The sequence below is a fragment of the Curtobacterium sp. LFS079 genome, from assembly GCF_047977865.1.
Classification (GTDB): domain Bacteria; phylum Actinomycetota; class Actinomycetes; order Actinomycetales; family Micrococcaceae; genus Arthrobacter.
This window is the reverse complement of sequence record NZ_JBFPFO010000009.1, coordinates 11,143-29,737: the sequence shown is the minus strand read 5'-3', so window position 1 is coordinate 29,737 and position 18,595 is coordinate 11,143. Positions and strand designations below refer to the sequence as shown.

Genomic DNA, 18,595 nt, shown 5'->3' with positions numbered 1-18,595 from the left:
CATTTTGCTCGTTTTGCTCAGTGATTCAATGGAGTTGAAGTTCCCATCCACGCCAGCGCCGCCGCTGAAGGCTCCGCCGGCTGGAAACAGTCCACGCAGGCGGAAAGGTTGCCCATGCCACGGCTCGCCATGCGGTTCTCCACGCAGACGCTGCTGTTGCAGCTCGGCGTCGTCCTTCTGGTGGTTTTGCTCAGCGGCGCGGTGCACGCCTGGCTGGTGTACCAGCGGATCGGCGCGGAAGCCGAGAACCAGGCACTCACACTGGCCCGTACGGTGGCCTCCGCCCCGGAGATCCGCACCGAGGTGGACTCGATCAGCAAGCAGAGCGGCACTCCCCCGCAGGCGGTACTCGCCAAGGGGCCGATCATGGCCGCCGCGGAAGCCGCCCGCATACGCACGGGCGCCCTGTTCGTGGTGGTGACGGATGAAGCCGGGCTGCGGCTGGCCCATCCGGAACCCGAGCGGCTCGGCGAACGCGTCAGCACCGACCCGTCCGAGGCGCTGGCCGGCAAGGAAGTCACCACCCGGAACACCGGCACGCTCGGTCCGTCCGCGGGCGCAAAGGTCCCCGTGTACGCCCCCGGCTCCAGCGCCGTGGTGGGCGAAGTCAGCGTGGGCTACTCGATGGAATCGCTGAGCCAAAGCCTGCGCCAGGACATCGTGCCCATCGCCCTCACCGCGGCAGGGGCCCTGCTGGCCGGCGTGCTCGCCTCGTTCCTGCTGCGCCGCCGGCTGCAGCGGCTCACCCTGGGGCTGGAACCGGAGGAGATCAGCACCCTGGTCCACGACCAGGTGGCCGTGCTGCAGGGCGTGGACGACGGCGTCATCGGCGTCTCGGCGGACGGCCGCATCACGGTGTTCAACGCCGCCGCGCGGCGCCTCCTGGATGTGCCCGGGGAGGACGGGCCCGACGGCGACGGCACCGCCTCCCCTGCCAGCGCTTCCGTGCGGATCGGGCAGCCGTGGGCGGCGGCCGCCGTCCCGGAACAGCTGAAGGAACTCACCCGCGACGCCATGCACGACGCCGAGGCCGTGGAGGTCCTTGCAGCGGGGCGGGTACTCGTGGTCAACGCCCGCAAGGCGCTGCACCGCAAGGAAGACCTCGGCTGGGTGGTCATGCTGCGCGACCGCACCGAACTGCAGCAGCTCACCCGGCAGCTGGACGCCGTGGGAACCATGTCCACGGCCCTGCGCGCCCAGCGCCACGAGTTCGCCAACCAGCTCCACACGATCGCCGGCTTCCTGAGCATTGGCCGCAGTGAGCAGGCCAAGGATTACATCGCGAAGATCTCCGAAACCGGCCCCCTGACCTTCCCGATGCAGCAGGCCGGGCTGCTGCAGGATCCCTACCTGCAGGCCTTCATCGGGGCCAAGAGCGTGGGAGCCGATGAACGCGGCGTGGTACTGCGGATCGGCCCCGAAACCCTGGTGCGCGGCACCGTCACGGACCCGCAGGACGTCACCACGGTGCTGGGCAACCTGATCGACAACGCCGTGAACGCCGCCGTCACCGGTTCTGCCACGGACCGCTGGGTGGAAGTGGAGCTGCTCGATGAACTGCCCGCCGGGAAGGGCGGGGACGACGGCGGCACGCTGCACATTGTCGTCGCGGACTCCGGGGACGGGTTGGCAGGGGCCGACTCCGAAACGGTGTTCGCGGAAGGATTCACCACCGCCGAGCCGCAGTCCACGGGGCCCGGCGGCCACGGCCTGGGGCTCGCGCTGAGCCGGAAGCTCGCGCGCCGCCGGGGCGGGGACGTGCGGCTGCTGGACCCGGGTTCCCCGGGCGGGCCGGGAGCGGTCTTCATGGCCTCCCTGCCCGGGACCACGGCCGCCCTGCCTAATACGACCGGCGAGCCCGGCAGGAACAGCGAGCAAACGGAAGAGGAAGAATGAGCACGGACCTGAGGGTGCTGATAGTCGACGACGACTTCCACGTGGCGCGCCTGCACGCGGCGTACGTGGATTCAGTGGCCGGATTCCTGGCCCTGAGCCCGGCCGGATCCACCGCGCAGGCGCTGCAGTCGGTCCACAGCCTGCGGCCGGACCTGGTGCTGCTGGATGTCTACTTGCCGGACGGTTCCGGCCTGGACCTGCTGGGGCAGCTGGATGTGGACGCCATGATGCTCACGGCGGCGTCGGATGCCGTGTCCATCCGCACGGCCACCCGCCGCGGTGCCCTGGCGTACCTGCTGAAGCCCTTCACGGCCGACGCCCTCTCCCAGCAGCTGCGCGCCTACGCCCGCTACCGGCGGATCCTGGACCGGCAGCAGTCCGTGGATCAGGACACCATCGAGAAAGCCCGGCGGGCGCTGTTCGCAGGGGAGGTCTCGTCGTCGGGCAGGCCGCGCACGGCCACCGAGTCCGCGGTGCTGGAATCCCTGGAACCCGGTGAGCAGTACTCCGCCGCGGAGGTCGCCGAGCGGGTGGGGGTGTCCCGGGCCACCGCGCAACGGTACCTGTCTTCGCTCGCCGACGACGGCGCCGTCGAGATCCAGCTCCGCTACGGCACCACCGGCCGTCCCGAGCACCGCTACGGGGTGCCGGGCCGGCGCTGAGTCGCCCGTTCAGGCACCGGTGCTTCCGGCGGTCCGCTGCCTGAGGAGCTTTTCCAACAGCCCGATGGCCGGGGGCATCGCCTTGTTCAGGGTGGTGAAGTTCAGCGTGATGAACGAAACCCGCCGCTTCCCGAGGTCCTGGACGGCCGGTCGCAGGGTGACGTCGAAACGCGTGTCGACGGCGGTCTCGGTGCTCAGTGCCATCCCCAAGCCTTGTGCCACGAGGCCGTGGATCATGTTGAGATCGTCCGTGCGCATGAGCTCCCGCGGCTGCTGGCCCACCAGGCTGAAGGTCTTCTTCAGGACCCGGTCGGAGGCCTCGTTGTCGGACCTGCTATGGATCCAGGCCTCGCCGTGCAGCTGCGCGAAATCCAGCACCTCCTGGGCGGCCAGCGGACTGTTCCGGGAAAGCATCACGCGGTAGGGCTCCACCAGCAGCGGCACGACAGCGAGGTCCGCCGACACGAAGGCGGGATCGTCCTCGGCTTCGTAGATGAGCCCGGCATGGACGTCCCCGGCGAGGAGCAGCCGCACCACCTCCGTTGGTTCGGCTTCGATCACCTCCACGCGGACGCGGATGCGCTGCTGCAGTTCGGCGATGGCGGAGGGAAGCAGCCGGGAACCGATGGAGGCGAAGGTGCCAACGCGCAAGGTAACCAGGCCGGCGTCGCGCTGTTCGGCCACCAGCCGTTCGGCCTGGCCGACCTTCTGGAGGATCTGCGCGGCTTCCTCCGCGAAGGCCGCACCGAGCGGCGTCAGCGTTGCGCCGCGCCGGTCGCGTTCCACGAGGCGCACCTTGAGGTGGCGCTCCAGGGTGTTGAGGTGGTGGGTCACCGTGGGAACCCCGTAGCCCAGGGCTTCGGCGGCCTTGGTGAGGCTCCCGTGCTCCCGGACGGCGAGGAGGACGCTGAGTTGCTGGAGGTTGATCATCACATACTCACTATGTTGAACAGTACGAAAACATGATATTCCCTAGGTGGTGTGAGCTGACTAACGTTCATGTCATGCCCCTGATTTCCCCCACCGCTGGGCCGGCCGTCCCGCTTGCAGCCGCACCCGTTTCCCCCTCCCGGTCCACCGCCCCATACGCCGACGCGCTGCGCTCGCTGGCCGCCCATGACTGGCAGCGCCTGCACGTTCCCGCCCATCAGGGCCGCGGCGGCAACGCCCCCGGGGTCGCGTCCCTGGTGGGAGCGGAGGCCCTGGCCATGGACTTCCCCATGCTGTTCAGCGGAATCGACCAGCAGGACTGGCGGCTCGTGTCCTCCGGGCGAGAGACACCCCTCATGCAGGCCCAGGCCCTCGCCGCCGAAGCCTGGGGAGCGTCCCGGACCTGGTTCCTCACCAACGGCGCCTCCGGCGGAAACCACATCGCCACCACAGTGGTCCGGGCCCTGGGCAAGGAGTTCGTGGTCCAGCGCAGCGTCCACTCCAGCGTCATCGACGGCATCACCCATGTGGGCCTGGAGCCGCACTTCGTGCAGGGCGCCGTCGACGCCGGGCTGGGCTCCGCGCACGGCGTCACCGCCGAACAGGTGGAGGAAGCCCTGGCCGCCCACCCGGACAGCGCGGCGGTGTACCTGGTCAGCCCCAGCTACTTCGGCGCGGTCGCGGACGTCGCGGCCATCAGCGCCGTGGCCCACCGGCACGGGGTCCCGCTCATCGTGGACGAGGCCTGGGGTTCGCACTTTGGCCTGCACCCCTCACTGCCCGTCAACGCCGTCCGGGCCGGGGCGGACCTGGTCATCTCCAGCACGCACAAGGGCGCCGGGTCCCTCACCCAGTCCGCCATGCTGCACCTGGGCCACGGCCCGTTAGCGCGGAAGCTTGAGTCCCTGGTGGACCGCGTGGTGCGTTCCTTCCAGTCCACCAGCTGCAGCGCGCTGCTCCTGGCCTCCCTGGACGAGGCCCGGCGCCACCTGGTCGTCGAAGGCGCGGAAATGATCGGCAAGGCGCTGGAATCCGCGGAAGCCATCCGCGCCGGCGTGCGTGCCAGCACCCGGTTCCGGGACGCTACACCGGACATCCTGGCCAGCCCCGACGCCGTGGCCAACGACCCCTTCAAGATCGCCATCGACACCCGCGGTGCCGGAATCACGGGCACCGATGCCCAGTACCGGCTCATCCGGGACCACCGGATCTACTGCGAACTCGCCACCCCGGCCGCCCTTCTGCTGCTGGTGGGCGCCACCGCACCGGCCGACGTCGAACGCTTCCTCACGGCGCTGCATGCACTGCCGCAGGCAGAAAGCGAGCCCGAACGGATGCGTGCCCTTCCCCCGGCAGGCGAGCGCCGGATGGGCCTCCAGGAGGCGTTCTTCAGCACCGTGGAAACCGTCCCCTGGCAGGAAGCGGAGGGCCGCATCTCCGTGGACTCGCTGGCTGCCTATCCCCCGGGCATCCCGAACGTCCTGCCCGGAGAGGTCCTGGGTGCCGAATCGATCGCCTTCCTGCGCGGCACCGGGGCAGCCCCTTCCGGCTATGTCCGCGGGGCCCATGACCCCGCCCTGGACCACTTCCGCGTCGTCGCACGCTGAAGCCTGTCCGGTCCCGACACATCCAGCCAAACCTGAATCCTGCAAGTCCACAGCACCTTCCTACACGGCGCGCACCCACGCGCCGCGCTCCGCCCTGCCCTGCGTTGCCCTGGAACCCGGAAACACCCCAACCACAGGAGGACACATGTCCACATCAACCATCACCCACGCACCCCGCGACGAACTCGAACGCGGCCTGAAGAACCGGCACCTCCAGCTCATGGCCATCGGCGGTGCCATCGGTACCGGCCTGTTCATGGGCTCCGGGAAGATGATCAGCGTCACCGGTCCCGCGGTGATTTTCGTCTACCTGGTCATCGGCTTCATGATCTTCTTCGTCATGCGCGCCCTCGGGGAACTCCTGCTCTCCAACCTGCACTACAAGACCTTCGGGGACATCGCCAAGGACCTGATCGGGCCGTGGGCAGGGTTCTTCGTCTCCTGGACCTACTGGGTCTCGTGGGTGGTGGCCTGCGTGGCGGACATCGTCGCCATCACCGGCTATGTGGCCTACCTGGATCCCGGCATTCCGTCCTGGGTTCCCGCGCTCATCGCCGCCCTGGTGCTGATCGTATTGAATTTCCAGCCTGTGAAGTACTTCGGTGAAACCGAATTCTGGTTCGCAGTGGTGAAGATCGTGGCGATCGTCGGGCTCATCGCCACGGGCTTGGTGCTGCTGTTCACCGGCTTCCAGAACCCGGACACCGGCACCCACGCCTCGCTGGCCAACCTCTGGGAGCACGGCGGAATGTTCCCCTTCGGCCTCAGCGGCTTCATCCTCGGCTTCCAGATGGGGATCTTCTCCTTCATCGGCGTCGAGTTGGTGGGCACCGCTGCGGCCGAGACCGAGTCTCCCCGGAAGACCCTGCCCAAGGCGATCAATTCCATCGTGGCGCGGATCCTGGTGTTCTACGTGGGTGCACTGACCATCATCATGACCATCACGCCCTGGGACCGGATCGTGCCGGGCAAGAGCCCTTTCGTGACCACCCTGGCCTATGCGGGCTTCGGCATCGCCGCCCTGGTCATCAACCTGGTGGTGCTTACATCGGCCGCCTCCAGCGCCAACTCGGGGCTCTATTCCGGTACGCGCATGCTCTACGGGCTCGCCAAGGACGGCCACGCCCCCAAGGGATTCGCCTGGACGGACAGCCGCGGAGTGCCCCGCAAGGCGGTCTTCTTCACCAGCGTCTTCCTTTTCGCCGCGATCCCGCTGCTGTTCGCCGGGGACAACGTGGTGGCCGCATTCACGTTCGTTTCCTCGGTCTGCGCCACGCTGGTGCTCTTCACCTGGGGTTCGATCGTGGTGAGCTTCATCCTCTACCGCCGGCGCTTCCCTGAACGCCACGCCGCCTCCGGTTTCCGGATGCCCCTGGCCCGCTTCGCGCCGTGGCTGGTGCTGGCTTTCTTCGCCTTCATTGCAGCCACGCTGTTCATCGGCGACGACACCCGCCTGCCGTTCCTTGCCACGCCGTTGTGGTTCGTGCTGCTGGCCGTGCTGTGGAAGCTGAAGAAGATCCGCCTCCTGCGGGCCGGGCTGCCGCTGACCTCCCCGGTGCCCGTGGTGCCGCACCCGCTCGACGACGAGCACTGACCCGGACATCCCGCTTCAGGAACGACGCCGAGTGTACAGTTGAGGCCCCAAAACCGGCGGTTTCAGGGCCTCAACTGTACGTTCGCGCCAAATAAGGAGGGTCTAGTTGGCGCTCTTCCGTGCGACCAGTTCGATCTCGACGAGCATCTGCGGGTCAAGGAACGGCAGCACATGCACCAGAGAGAGGGTGGGACGGATGTCGCCGAAGACCTCGCCGTGGGCGCGGCCGGCGTCTTCCCACTTGCTGATGTCCGTCAGGTACAGCTTCGACTGCACCACGTCTTCGTAGGAGAACCCGGCGTCGGCCAGCACGGTGCCAAGCTTCTCGAGGATGTACTTGCTCTGCGAGTAGAAGTCATCGCCCACGATGCCGTCCGGACCGGAGGCGGCCGTGGCGGAAATGTAAAGGGTGTTGTCCACCTGCACCGCACGCGAGTATCCGAGGGACTGTTCCCAGACCGAACCCGTGCCGTAAGTCTTGCGCATGCCGCGCTTCTCCTGTCGCCGCGCCCGGCCCGGTGGCCGGGGTCTACGGTGAAACTTTAGGGCTGGCCGAGCTCGCGCCGGTAAACGAACAGCTTTATGTCGGTGCCCGGCACGAACCAGTCCCGTTCCGGCACCCGCTCGAATCCGGTGGCCTGGTACAGGGCGTTGGCGCTTTCCCAGGTGGCGCCGGTGGTCAGGGCGACGGCGTTGATGCCGGCACGGGAGCGGGCGTGATCCACGAGGGCCTTGACCAGGCTTTTGCCCGCGCCGGAGCGCTGCACGGCCGGATCCACGACGAGGGTGCGCATCTCGAGTTCGTCCTCGTAGGCGATGTCCGCGAAGGGTCCGCCGGCCGAGGCCACGGTCACCGAGCCGATCACTGCGCCGCCGCGTTCCGCCACCCACACGTCGGCGTATTCGGCGCGGCCGGCCACGTCCTGGAGCTGGCGCAGGTACGGGTGCTCCGGATCTCCGTAGTAGCCGGCGGTGACGTAGGAGTCGAGCGTGATGCGGGCTACGTCGTCATAGTCTGCCGGACTGGCGGGACGGACGGTGAACGGTAATTGCACCGATCCATCGTAGTGGCGCCGCACGCGGCGGACCCCCGAAACGGGCATTTCCGTGACCGATCTATCACTTGTTGAGCCCGACGGCGGCCCTTCCGGAACGTCGCCGGGGCGCCTTTCCGATGTTGCTTTGAATGGCGCCGTGTTGAGTCCGGTTGCGGGCCGTGAAGCCCGGTTTCCCGCTGTTTCGTGAAGATGTCGGACAGCTGGCGCCGGCCGCGGCGGGCGTGGTTGATTGGCGGCCAGGACCCAGGAAAGGACCGCCGAATGAGCACCCAACGAACCCTCCACCTCAACGCCTTCCTCATGAGCACAGGCCACCACGAAGCCTCCTGGCGGCTGCCGGAAAGCGACCCCAACGCCAATACGAAAGTGGCGCATTACCAGCAGCTCGCGCGCATCGCCGAGCGCGGCAAGTTGGATTCGATCTTCTTCGCCGACTCGCCCGTGCTGTTCGGCGAGGTCGGACGCCGGCCCGCCGGCAAGCTGGAACCCACCGTCCTGCTGACCGCCATCGCGGGCGCCACGGAGAAGATCGGACTCATCGCCACCGCCTCCACCACCTACAACGAGCCCTTCAACCTGGCCCGCCGCTTCGCCTCCGTTGACTGGGTCAGCGGAGGGCGCGCCGGCTGGAACGTGGTCACCACAGCCGGGCCCGACGCCGCCCGGAACTTCGGCGTGGACGACCAGCCGGCGCACGCCGTCCGCTACGAGCGCGCGGCCGAGTTCATCGAGGTTGCCCAAAAACTCTGGGACAGCTGGGATGACGACGCGATCGTGGCCGACAAGGCAGAAGGCGTGTGGGGCGATGCCGGAAGGATCCGCACGATCGACCATGAAGGCAAGCACTTCCGGGTCCGCGGCCCCCTGAACGTGCCCCGCTCCCCGCAGGGCCACCCGCTGATCGTGCAGGCCGGCTCCTCGGAGAACGGCAAGAACCTCGCCGCCCGCTACGCCGAGGCGGTCTTCACGGCGCACCAGACCCTGGCCGACGCGCAGGCCTTCTACACCGACCTCAAGGCCCGCACGGCCGCCATCGGCCGCGACCCGGAAGGCATCAAGATCCTCCCGGGCATCGTCCCGGTGATCGGTGCCACCGAGGCGGAGGCGCTGAAGCTGGAGCGGGAGCTGGATGAACTGATCAAGCCCGAGTATGCCCGCGAGCAGCTCGCCAAGACCCTCCGGCTGGCACCCGAGGACCTGCCCCTGGACCGGCAGTTGCCGGCCGACCTTCCCTCCGAGGACGAGATCGAGGGCGCCAAGAGCCGCTACTCCCTGATCGTGGAACTCGCCCGCCGGGAACAGCTGACGGTGCGGCAGCTCATCGGGCGCCTCGGCGGCGGCCGCGGGCACCGCACCTTCGCCGGAACCGCCGAGCAGGTCGCGGACGCCATCCAGGAGTGGTTCGACGCCGGAGCGGCCGACGGCTTCAACATCATGCCCCCGGTGCTCCCCTCGGGCCTGGAAACCTTCGTGGACCAGGTGGTGCCGATCCTGCAGGAGCGCGGCCTCTTCCGCCGCGAATACACGGCTTCGACGCTTCGCGGCCACTACGGCCTGGAACGTCCGGTCAGCCGCTACGCCGGAATCGAGGCGCCGCAGCTGACCTCGATCGGTTCAGGCTTCTAGCGGAAACGGTCCGGCCGGGGCGGCCTGGCCGCCCCGGCCGCTGAGTTCAGAGCGGGAACTTGCCCGAGAGCTCCAGCGGCCCGGCGCACGTCCAGGCCGAGAGACGGTCGTAGTCCTCGGGTCCGCCGTCGAGCGGGCTTTGCAGCTTGGGGCGTCGGACCCAGCAACCGGCCTCTTCGGCGATCAGGGCGCCGGCGGCGAAGTCGTGCTCGTTGAGTCCGCGTTCCCCGTAGGCGTCGTGGCTGCCGTCCGCCACGAGACACAGGTCCAGCGCCGCCGATCCCAGCCTGCGGACGTCCGCGAAGCCGTCCATCATGCCGGGCAGGCCGCTGAGCTGGCTGGAACGCGTGGCCGGATCGTAGCTGAACCCGGTGGCGAGGATCAGTCCGCCGCGGCCGGGCACCGGCCCCGTCAGCCTGCTAGCCTCGCCGGCTACCTCAAGCCAGGCGCCGTGGCCGCGCGCGGCAGAATACACCCTGCCCAGTGCCGGCGCATGGACGACGCCGGCCAGCCAGGCGCCGTCGGGCCCGGCGACAGCCACGGAGGTGGCGTAGTAGACGATGTTCCGGATGAAGTTGGTGGTGCCGTCCAGGGGATCGATGGACCAGCGGAAGCCGCTGCTTTCTTCCGGGCGGGTGGTGCCGTGCTCCTCACCGGTGATGGTGTCGTGCGGGCGTGCGGCAGTGATTACCGCACGGACGGCTTCCTCGGCGGCGACGTCGAAAGCGGTCACCCAGTCGCCGGCGTCGCCCTTGTTGCTGACGTCCAGGCCGGCACCGCTGCTTCCCCCGGCGGAGCGGGTGGCGAGCACGCCGGCGCCGGCAGCGGCCGCGCGTTTGGCGATGGCGAGGAGTTCCAAGGCGTCAGTCATCCGGCAGTTCCTTCGCTGGCGCCTTCGGCAGGCACGGATGCCTCGGGATCAGTGCCCGCCCCGGTTTCAGTACCGGGCAGCGTCCCGTCGAGCAGCGCGCGGAAGCCGTCCTCGTCCAGGACAGGGATGCCCAGCTGTTCGGCCTTGTCGAGTTTGGTCCCGGCGCTTTCCCCGGCCACCACGTAGCTGGTGTTCTTCGAGACCGAACCGGCAGCCTTGCCGCCGCGGATGATGATGGCTTCCTTGGCTTCGTCGCGGCTGAAGTTGGGCAGGGTTCCGGTGACGACGACGGTCATGCCTTCGAGGTTGCGTTGCACCGAGCCGTCGCGTTCGTCGGCCATGCGGACCCCGGCGGCCTTCCACCTGTGCACGATTTCACGGTGCCAGTCCACGGCAAACCATTCGATGAGGGCGTCGGCGATGATGGGGCCGACGCCGTCGACTTCCGCCAGCTGCTCACGCGCATCGGCCGTTTCGAGCACGGCTAGCAACGCCTCCATCGAACCGTAGCGGGTCGCCAGCGCCCGTGAGGCCGTGGGTCCCACGTGCCGGATGGACAAGGCGACGAGGACGCGCCACAGCGGCTGGGTCTTGGCCTTCTCCAGTTCCTTGAAGAGTTTCTGGGTGTTGGCGCTCGGCTTGGAGGGGGTTTTCGCGGTGGGCTTCGTCCAGAAATAGGGAACGAGTTCCCACTCCCCCGTGCCTGCGCCCTTACTGCGCTTCTCGCGGCGGATCATGACATTCTGCAGGTCCTCCGGAGTGAGGTCGAAAAGCCGTGCCTCATTCTCAAGCGGCGGTACCTCCGGAGCGGCCGGCTGGGTAAGCGCGATCGCCGCTTCCCACCCCAGAGCCTCGATGTCGAAGGCTCCCCGGCCCGCGACGTGGAAGACGCGTTCGCGCAGCTGGGAGGGGCAGGACCGCGAGTTGGGGCAGCGGATGTCCACGTCCCCCTCCTTCGCCGGCGCCAGCGGCGTATGGCAGGACGGGCATTCAGTGGGCATGACGAATTCGCGCACAGGCGGGTCCTGCTGTTCGCGCAGGGCCAGGACCGGTCCGACGATTTCCGGAATGACGTCCCCGGCCTTCCGCAGGACCACGATGTCACCGATCATGACGCCCTTGGCCTTCACCACGTCCTGGTTGTGCAGGGTGGCCATCTCCACGGTGGAACCGGCCACCTTCACGGGCTCCATGATCCCGAACGGCGTGACCCGGCCGGTGCGGCCGACGTTGACCTGGATGTCCAGCAGCTTGGTGTGGACCTCCTCCGGCGGGTACTTGTAGGCAACGGCCCAGCGGGGAACCCGGGAGGTGTAGCCCAGCGCGCGCTGGGTGGCGAAGTCATCGATCTTGACCACGATGCCGTCGATCTCGTGGAGGAGATCGTGCCGGTGCTCGCCGAAGTGCTTTATGAAGTCCAGGACCTCTTCGAAGGAACCGAGCACCTTCAGGTAGGGGCTGACCGGCATGCCCCATTCGGCCAGCAACTTGTATGTTTCGGACTGGCTGGCGGCGGCCAGTCCCTCGCGGGCGCCGATGCCGTGCACGAACATCCGCAGCGGGCGCTTGGCAGTCTCGGCGGGATCCTTCTGGCGCAGCGAACCCGCCGCGGCGTTGCGGGGGTTGGCCAGGGGCGCCTTGCCGGCTTCGATCAGGGCTTCGTTGAATTCGGCGAAATCCTTGGACGGGATGAAGACCTCACCGCGGATCTCCACTTCGGCCGGGAACCCGGAGCCGCTGAGTTCGCGCGGGATTTCCTTGATGGTGAGCACGTTGTGGGTGATGTCCTCACCCGTGGTGCCGTCACCGCGGGTGGCGGCCCGGACCAGCTTGCCGTCGCGGTAGAGCAGGTTCACAGCCAGGCCGTCGATCTTGAGCTCGGTCAGCCACGCGACCGGCGGGACGCCGGATCCCAGCTTCTCCACCGAGGCTTCGGCCTTCCGCACCCAAGCCTCGAGCTCCTCAAGGGAGAACACGTCCTCCAGGCTGTACATCCGCTGGAGGTGCTCGACGGCGGCGAATGCGGCAGATACCTCGCCGCCTACTTCCTGCGTGGGAGAGTCATTCGAGACGAGTTCCGGATGCAGCGCTTCCAGTTCCTCGAGGCGGCGGTAGAGGGCGTCGAATTCCGCGTCCGAGATGGTGGGCGCGTCCTCCTGGTAGTACGCGTAGCGATGCTTGCGGACAAGGTCCGCAAGGTCGTCGTACTCTTCGCGGACCGGCTGCGCAGGGACCTCCCCCTCGACGGCCTCGATGGTTCCGGGCGTGCTTCCACTGACGCTCTCTGCTGTGCTCACCCTCCTATCTTGCCGCAAAGGGCCGACAATTCACGGCAGAGCAAAAGGCGGGCGGAAAACGGGAAAGCCTGGAACTCAGTGGGTGCCGATCCGGTTCCTGCTCCACAACGCAAAGGCCAGGCCGCCGAGGCCCACCACCAGTACGCCCGCCATGATGGCGAGGATCCCGAAAACCCCCGTCCCCGAGGCCTGTTTGTCGCTGACCAGGGCGGCCTGGCTCGCTTCCTTGCCGTCGTCGATGGGTTTGTTCCAGTTCGATTCGCCCGAAGGCTCCGCGCTTGCGCTCGAGCGGCTCGGCGTCGGGGTCGCGGAAGCGGTTGTTGCCGACGGCGTCGGGGTGGCTGACGGCGTCGGCTCCGCCGCCGTCGGGCTCGGGGCGGGCACCAGGACCGTCGGCGCGGGCGTCACCACCGGAGGCTTCGCCGGCGCAGGCTTCCGGATGACCGGGGCGGGATCCGTCGGCGTCGTCGCGCTGGGCGTCGGCGACGCCGTCGGGAGGGGCGGGATCAGCTGGCAGACCTGCCCGGGCGGGCAGGGTTTGGCCGACTCTTCGGCGTGTGCAGTCAGCAGCGGGAAGGCACCCAGCAGGAGCGCAAGGAGCACGGCCGCAAGGGACGCGGCGAACGGGGTCCGTGCCGCTGCCCGGGCGGGAACACCGTGCTTCGGGGTGGGGCGAACAGTCATGATTGCCTCGAAGGGCAGCGGTGCCGCCCGGAAATTGGGGATGGTCCCGGAATTTTCCTACACCCGGGCGGCCCCGGCAAATCCATTCACTGGCGAAACCGGGGCCTCCCGGAGAACCGGGGCCTCCCGGAGAACCGGGGCCTCCCGGAGAACCGGGGCCTCCCGGAGAACCGGGGCTTGCCGGAGAACCACAGCTAGCTGCGGTTCTCCGGCGGCAGCGCCACCTGGATCTTGCGGACCTTGCCGCGCCCCACGATGTACCCGCGGCCCGGGATGAAGTCCGGACTGACCCGGCCCAGGGAGGTGCTGAGCAGGCTGTCGCCCTCCACATCCGAGGGGTTGAGCAGCAGGCCGCGCCGCCCGGACTTGAAGGGCTGGGCCAGGGACCATGCCTGGGACCAGGTGGAGCTTTCGGATTCGCCGACCACCCATTGGTCCGCCTTGATCGACGCGGTGACGAGGTTGTTGATGGCCATTTCGGCGAGGGAATCGGTGAAGTCCGTCAGGCCCTCGATGAAGATCGCCATGGTTCCCGGACGTTCCGTGGACCGCTCCGTCAGTTCTTCCGCGGCTTCCTCCACCTCGTCGGCTCCCACGAGCGAACGGTTCCACACCTTCAGGCCGGCCACGGCGGAGCGCCGCGCCCCGATGTAGATCAGTTCCGTGTCCGGGTTGGAGCGGCGCAGCGCGTAGGCCATGGTGACGAGCGCAACCGTGCGGCCCGCACCGGGCGGGCCGGACACCAGCAGCGGACCCTTCGCGGCGATGGCCGCCGGGTCGAGGGATTCGTCGTCGACGCCGATGACCGGCTGGTCGGGGCCGCCGGCGGGCAGGATGTCCAGGTCAACCTGCTCCGGCAGGCGCTGGATCTGCGGCGCCTCCTCCATGCCCTGGCGCTGCATGGCCTGGGCAAGCTTGGTGACTTCGCGGGCCTGCAGGGCGAGGTTGGAGTTCCCGCCGAGCACGGCCAGCTGCACCTCAAGATCGCCCAGGAGCCCGCGGCCGGGCGGTGACGCCGGGCTGAGCACGTCCTTGGGAACGTCCAGGGTCATGTAGTCGTCCTCGGAGCTGAGGCGCAGGACCAGTCGCCGCTGGATCGAGGCGAGCAATGACGCGGGCACAGAGTTGGGCCGGTCGCCGCTGACCACCAGGTGGATGCCCAGCGGACGGCCGTCCGTGGCCAGCTGCAGGAAGATGTCCCACAGGGCTGAAAGGCGGCTGTACTCATAGGCTTCGCGGAAGGCCGACATGCCGTCCACCAGCACGAAGATGCGCTTCTCGTCGGGCCTGTTGGCAAGTTTCCGGTACTCCACGATGGTGGAGGCCCGGACCTCGGCAAAGCGCGCGGAACGGTCTTCGGCGATGTCGCGGAGCCAGCGCAGCAGGCGGCCGACGCGTTCGACGTCGTCCCCGCCGATGATCTCGCCCACGTGCGGCAGGCCGTCGAGCATCTTGAGTCCCGAGGAGCCGCAGTCGATGCCGTACACGTGCACCGGGCCGCCGCGGGGCGTGACGGCTGCGGCGATGGCGATACCGCGCAGCGCCGCCGACTTGCCCGAGCCGCCCGTGCCATAGACGGCCATGTTCCCGTCCTTGTCGGGTTCGTAGAACACGGTGGGCTGGTCCTGGTGTACCGGGTCGTCGGCCACACCAAGCAGCAGCCGCTCATCGGTACGGGGATTGGGCAGCTTGGAGAAATCGTAGGTGGTGGCCAGTTCGTTGAGCCACGGCTTCCGGGGCGGCATGATGCCCAGGGAATCCGCGGCCCGGATGATGTTGGTGGTCATCCGCGAAATGTCGTTCGGTCCGGCGGGTTCCTCCTTGACGGCGCCCACCGGAGCGGGCGCCTCCCAGCTCGCACCCGAACCGAAGGCCATCTCCACGATGTCGATCCGCGGACGCTGCGGCTTCTCGGTGGTCCAGCCGCCGGCGTATCCGGTCTGGAAGCCCTGGATCCGGCCCGGACCGGTCTTGGCAGCGCCGCGGCCGGGAATGGAGGGATCGAAGTACGCGGCCAGGGGCACGCCGAGGATGTCCGTGGCATCCTCCTCATCGGCCATGCGCAGCGCGACCCGCAGGTTGGTGTTGGCCCGCAGGCTGTCCTTGATGACACCGGCGGGGCGCTGGGTGGCGAGGATCAGGTGCACGCCCAGGGAGCGGCCACGGGCGGCAACGTCCACCACGCCGTCCACGAACTCGGGCATCTCGGAGGCGAGGGCGGCGAACTCGTCCACGATGATGATCAGGTACGGCGGTGCCTCAGGATCAGCTTCGCGCTGCAGGGCGAGGAGGTCCTTGGCCTTCTTCCGGTTGAACAGGTGCTCGCGGTAGTGCAGCTCCGCCCGCAGCGAGGTGAGGGCGCGGCGCACCAGGTGCGGCGAAAGGTCTGTCACCAGGCCCACGGTGTGCGGAAGCTTCACGCAGTCCGCGAACGCGGCACCGCCTTTGTAGTCCACGAAGAGGAACGTGACCCGGTCCGGGCTGTAGGCCGAGGCCATGCCCATCACCCAGGACTGCAGGAACTCGGACTTGCCGGCACCGGTGGTTCCGCCGACGAGGGCGTGCGGGCCCTCGTTCTTCAGGTCCAGGTAGAACGGTTCCACGCCCTTGGATCCGACCAGGGCGCGCAGGCTGCCGTTGTCCTTGCGGTTGGGCACGGCGCTGGAGTGCACGGAGTTGTTCTCCTGCCAGCGTTCAGCCACCGACTGCGGGAGGTCCATGAATTCCTTGCCCACCAGCGTCACATAAGACACGGCGCGGGGAAGGTCGGAGTCGTCGTCGACCGGTTTGCCCACGTCCACCAGGGGCGACATCATGCGGGCAAGCTGGGTGGCAAGCCCGGCTTCGACGCTTTCGCAGCTCACAGGATAGGTGTGCCGTCCGAGCCGGACCTGGCCCGTGGTGGTGCCGTGGTCGCCGTCGACAGCCATGAAGTCGCGGCAGGCGGCGGGGAGGGCCTGCACGTTTGCGGCGACCCACATGACGTGGACGCCGGAATCGGGTCCGCGCTCCACCAGCCGGGTGAGGCGGCCGCGGTCCACGGGCGCGTCGTCTTCGACGACCACCAGGACCGTGGGCAGCACCGGCGCTGCAACGTCGCCGTGCTCGTTGGCGAGGGACGGTCGCGGCAGCGGCCGCGGGTCCTTGGATGCGGCCTCCCGCTGCTCCACGAGATCTTCGAGCCTGGACAGGAGGGAAGCTCCGGCGCCTGGCCCCGCCGCGAGGTGGTCGCCGGAAAGCGGGCTGTGGCCGGAGCCGACGTGGGGCAGCCACTGCAGCCAGTTCCAGCGCTCACGCGAACGGCCGGAGGTCAGGGCGGTCACCACAAGCTCCGCCGGCGAATGCAGGCCCACCAGCTGGAGCACCATGCCGCGGGCGACGTCGTCGACCAATCCGCGCTCACCGGCGATGCCGAAGGAGCCGGAGGTCCGCAGCTGGGAGACGATCGGCACGCCGTCGATCATCCGCACCTGGGCCAGGCATTCCTGGATCTCGCGCATGTACTGCGCCTCGGTGTCGTTGCTGCCGGGCTCCTCGAACGGAATGCGCGACGGCGCCGTGCCCAGTCCGAAGCGCACGCCCAGGAAGCCTTTGTGTTCCGGGCGGTGGGTCCACAGGAGCGGGCCGAGCTTGTAGATCGCGTCCACGGTGTCGCTCACGGAGGGCGATTCCTGCAGCCGCACAGAGCGTTCGACGTTCTGCTGCTCGGCGATGTCTTCGCGGAACGCCAGCATGGAGGCTCGGAACTGCTTGATGGCCTCCTTCATCTGCCGCTTCGACTGGACCTTGTGGTCCACGTAGTGGCCGACGATGAACAGCGGCATCATCATCATGAAGACCACGGAGAGAACGTTCTGGGTGATGGCGAACATGATGCCGCCCATCAGGAGCGGAGCCATCAGCATGATGTACGGGAACGGCTGGTGGTCCGGGCGCTTCGGGCCGGCCGGAACCACGCGCTTGGGCGGGTCGAAGCGCGGTACCACCCGCGGGGAACGGTTGAAGTCCACCAGCGGGGAGCTGGGCGCGGCGCCGTGGTTGCGGGACAGCGCGACGACGCCGACCGTGGTGTCGCCGAGGGTGACCGTGTCCGAGGAATTCAGGGTGGCCCGTGCCACCGGCAGGCCGTCCATGAGCAGGCCGTTGGCGGAGTTGGTGTCCGCGATTTCCACCGTCTCGGCGACCGTGATGCGGGCGTGCCGCTTGGAGGTCATGGGATCGTTGAGCCGGATGTCCGCTTCCCGGTCCCGGCCGATGTAGCTGGTGCCGAACGGCAGGGAAAACTCGCTCCCCGAGTCCGGACCCGACAGCACACGGAGGGTCGCCGCCGTCGGGCCGCGGGTTCCGCCCGGGGTGGTGAACTGTTCGCTCACCTGGGTCAGGGACACCGTCGATCCGGGCCGCAGCCCGGACTCCAGCAGGTTCCCGGCAGGGTCCAGGACGATGCCGCTCATGCCTGCCCCGACGAAGGCTTCATCGACCTTGAGGGAGAGGTTCCGAGGAACATCGGTGCCTTGCCGGTCCGGGTCGGCGGCCCAGAGCTCGCCGGCGATGTCCGCGACCGTGGCACGGCCGTCCACGGTGACCGCGAGGTCCTTGGCAACGGCGGGATCGCGGCGCAAAGTCAGGCGGAACTTCATGCTTCGTCAGCGCCCCTCATCTTTTCCAGCAGGAACAGGTCCTCCGAGGTGACCAGGTGCGAGGTGACCGCGTGCTCCACCAGCCGGGCCCGCCGGTTGGTGGCGAGCTTTCCGCCACCGCCGCGCAGGCCCACCACTCCCACCCGGTCCAGCTTGTCGCAGACGTTGTCGAGCTTGCGGTTGAAGCGGGTCAGGGCCCAGCCCAGCCGTTTGGCGGCCTCCGCCGAGGACGGGATCGAGCTGAAGCCGGTCCCGTCGCGGCGCAGCATCGGCTCAGCCAATGCGACGATCAGTGCCTTCTGCGAATCGGTGAACACGACCGGCCCGATCGTCGTGTCGCCGGCCGACTCGTCGTCGCGCACTTCCTGCCGGAAGGACGGCGTCTTCAGGTGCACGGCGAACTCATAGGTGGTGGGTCCGGCGGTGAAGATCACTTTGGTGTGGCTGAACACCAGCGGGATCCGGGCGCCCGGCGCAAGCCAGGCCTGCATCCCGCCGGAGCCGTCCGCGATGGTGGCAGAGAGCATGGTGCCCACGTTGCTCAGCCACCAGATGCCGTCATAGCGCGCGATCTGCAGGAAACGGCGGTGCAGGTAGGGGTTGTCGTCGACCTCCAGGTCACCCTCGCGGCCGATGTTGAAGACGTCTTCGTCGGATGGCTCGTGCCATTCCCCACAGAAATCTATTGCCAGATCTCCCATGCCAGGCCTCCTTGGTCCTCGTAGCTGTG

13 protein-coding genes are annotated in these 18,595 nt (G+C 68.4%); 5 read left to right on the top strand and 8 right to left on the bottom strand.

Translation table 11 applies throughout. The features are described 5' to 3' along the window. Positions 1-114 precede the first annotated feature (114 nt). Both ACNQPB_RS14635 and ACNQPB_RS14630 read left to right on the top strand, forming a co-directional pair. Positions 115-1,896 (top strand): sensor histidine kinase, encoded by a 1,782-nt coding sequence (locus ACNQPB_RS14635; RefSeq protein WP_498752881.1) that lies wholly within the window; start codon positions 115-117, stop codon positions 1,894-1,896. Beyond that, positions 1,893-2,558, top strand: a complete 666-nt coding sequence (locus tag ACNQPB_RS14630; RefSeq protein ID WP_498752879.1) for a response regulator — start codon at positions 1,893-1,895, stop codon at positions 2,556-2,558. Before ACNQPB_RS14635 ends, ACNQPB_RS14630 begins: the two co-directional genes overlap by 4 nt. 9 nt (positions 2,559-2,567) lie before the next feature. On the opposite strand, the gene ACNQPB_RS14625 is transcribed toward ACNQPB_RS14630, so the two are convergent. Further along, the gene (locus tag ACNQPB_RS14625) at positions 2,568-3,488 is read right to left on the bottom strand and encodes a LysR family transcriptional regulator (RefSeq protein WP_498753083.1); all 921 of its coding nucleotides are present in this window, start codon (positions 3,486-3,488) and stop codon (positions 2,568-2,570) included. A 74-nt stretch (positions 3,489-3,562) separates the two neighbouring features. Between ACNQPB_RS14625 and ACNQPB_RS14620 the strand changes: the two genes are divergently transcribed. Both ACNQPB_RS14620 and ACNQPB_RS14615 read left to right on the top strand, forming a co-directional pair. Further along, positions 3,563-5,095: an aminotransferase class I/II-fold pyridoxal phosphate-dependent enzyme gene (locus ACNQPB_RS14620; protein ID WP_498752877.1), complete on the top strand. Its 1,533-nt coding sequence runs from the start codon at positions 3,563-3,565 to the stop codon at positions 5,093-5,095. 145 nt (positions 5,096-5,240) lie between these two features. Continuing rightward, positions 5,241-6,689, top strand: a complete 1,449-nt coding sequence (locus tag ACNQPB_RS14615; protein WP_498752875.1) for an amino acid permease — start codon at positions 5,241-5,243, stop codon at positions 6,687-6,689. Between the two features lie 102 nt (positions 6,690-6,791). Here the strand turns inward: ACNQPB_RS14615 and ACNQPB_RS14610 are convergent, their stop codons facing one another. Together ACNQPB_RS14610 and ACNQPB_RS14605 are read right to left on the bottom strand one after the other, a co-directional pair. Next, a complete protein-coding gene (locus ACNQPB_RS14610; protein ID WP_498752873.1) occupies positions 6,792-7,175 on the bottom strand; it encodes a RidA family protein in 384 nt (127 codons plus the stop codon). Positions 7,176-7,231: 56 nt separating this feature from the next. Beyond that, positions 7,232-7,744, bottom strand: a complete 513-nt coding sequence (locus tag ACNQPB_RS14605) for a GNAT family N-acetyltransferase (protein WP_498752872.1) — start codon at positions 7,742-7,744, stop codon at positions 7,232-7,234. Positions 7,745-8,008: 264 nt separating this feature from the next. Here ACNQPB_RS14605 and ACNQPB_RS14600 point away from each other — a divergent pair, with 264 nt between their 5' ends. Further along, positions 8,009-9,373, top strand: a complete 1,365-nt coding sequence (locus ACNQPB_RS14600; protein WP_498752870.1) for an LLM class flavin-dependent oxidoreductase — start codon at positions 8,009-8,011, stop codon at positions 9,371-9,373. A gap of 46 nt (positions 9,374-9,419) precedes the next feature. Here ACNQPB_RS14600 and ACNQPB_RS14595 read toward each other — a convergent pair whose 3' ends face one another. From ACNQPB_RS14595 to ACNQPB_RS14575, 5 genes are all read right to left on the bottom strand, one after another. Continuing rightward, complete coding sequence (locus tag ACNQPB_RS14595) at positions 9,420-10,244, bottom strand: inositol monophosphatase family protein (protein WP_498752868.1); 825 nt, start codon at positions 10,242-10,244, stop codon at positions 9,420-9,422. Next, a complete protein-coding gene (gene ligA / locus ACNQPB_RS14590) occupies positions 10,241-12,541 on the bottom strand; it encodes an NAD-dependent DNA ligase LigA (protein WP_498752867.1) in 2,301 nt (766 codons plus the stop codon). Before ligA ends, ACNQPB_RS14595 begins: the two co-directional genes overlap by 4 nt. 75 nt (positions 12,542-12,616) lie before the next feature. Next, positions 12,617-13,225: a hypothetical protein gene (locus ACNQPB_RS14585; protein WP_498752865.1), complete on the bottom strand. Its 609-nt coding sequence runs from the start codon at positions 13,223-13,225 to the stop codon at positions 12,617-12,619. Between the two features lie 194 nt (positions 13,226-13,419). Continuing rightward, a complete protein-coding gene (locus ACNQPB_RS14580; RefSeq protein WP_498752863.1) occupies positions 13,420-17,865 on the bottom strand; it encodes a type VII secretion EssC family protein in 4,446 nt (1,481 codons plus the stop codon). Continuing rightward, positions 17,862-18,566, bottom strand: a complete 705-nt coding sequence (locus ACNQPB_RS14575; protein ID WP_498752861.1) for a hypothetical protein — start codon at positions 18,564-18,566, stop codon at positions 17,862-17,864. Before ACNQPB_RS14575 ends, ACNQPB_RS14580 begins: the two co-directional genes overlap by 4 nt. Positions 18,567-18,595: the final 29 nt, after the last annotated feature.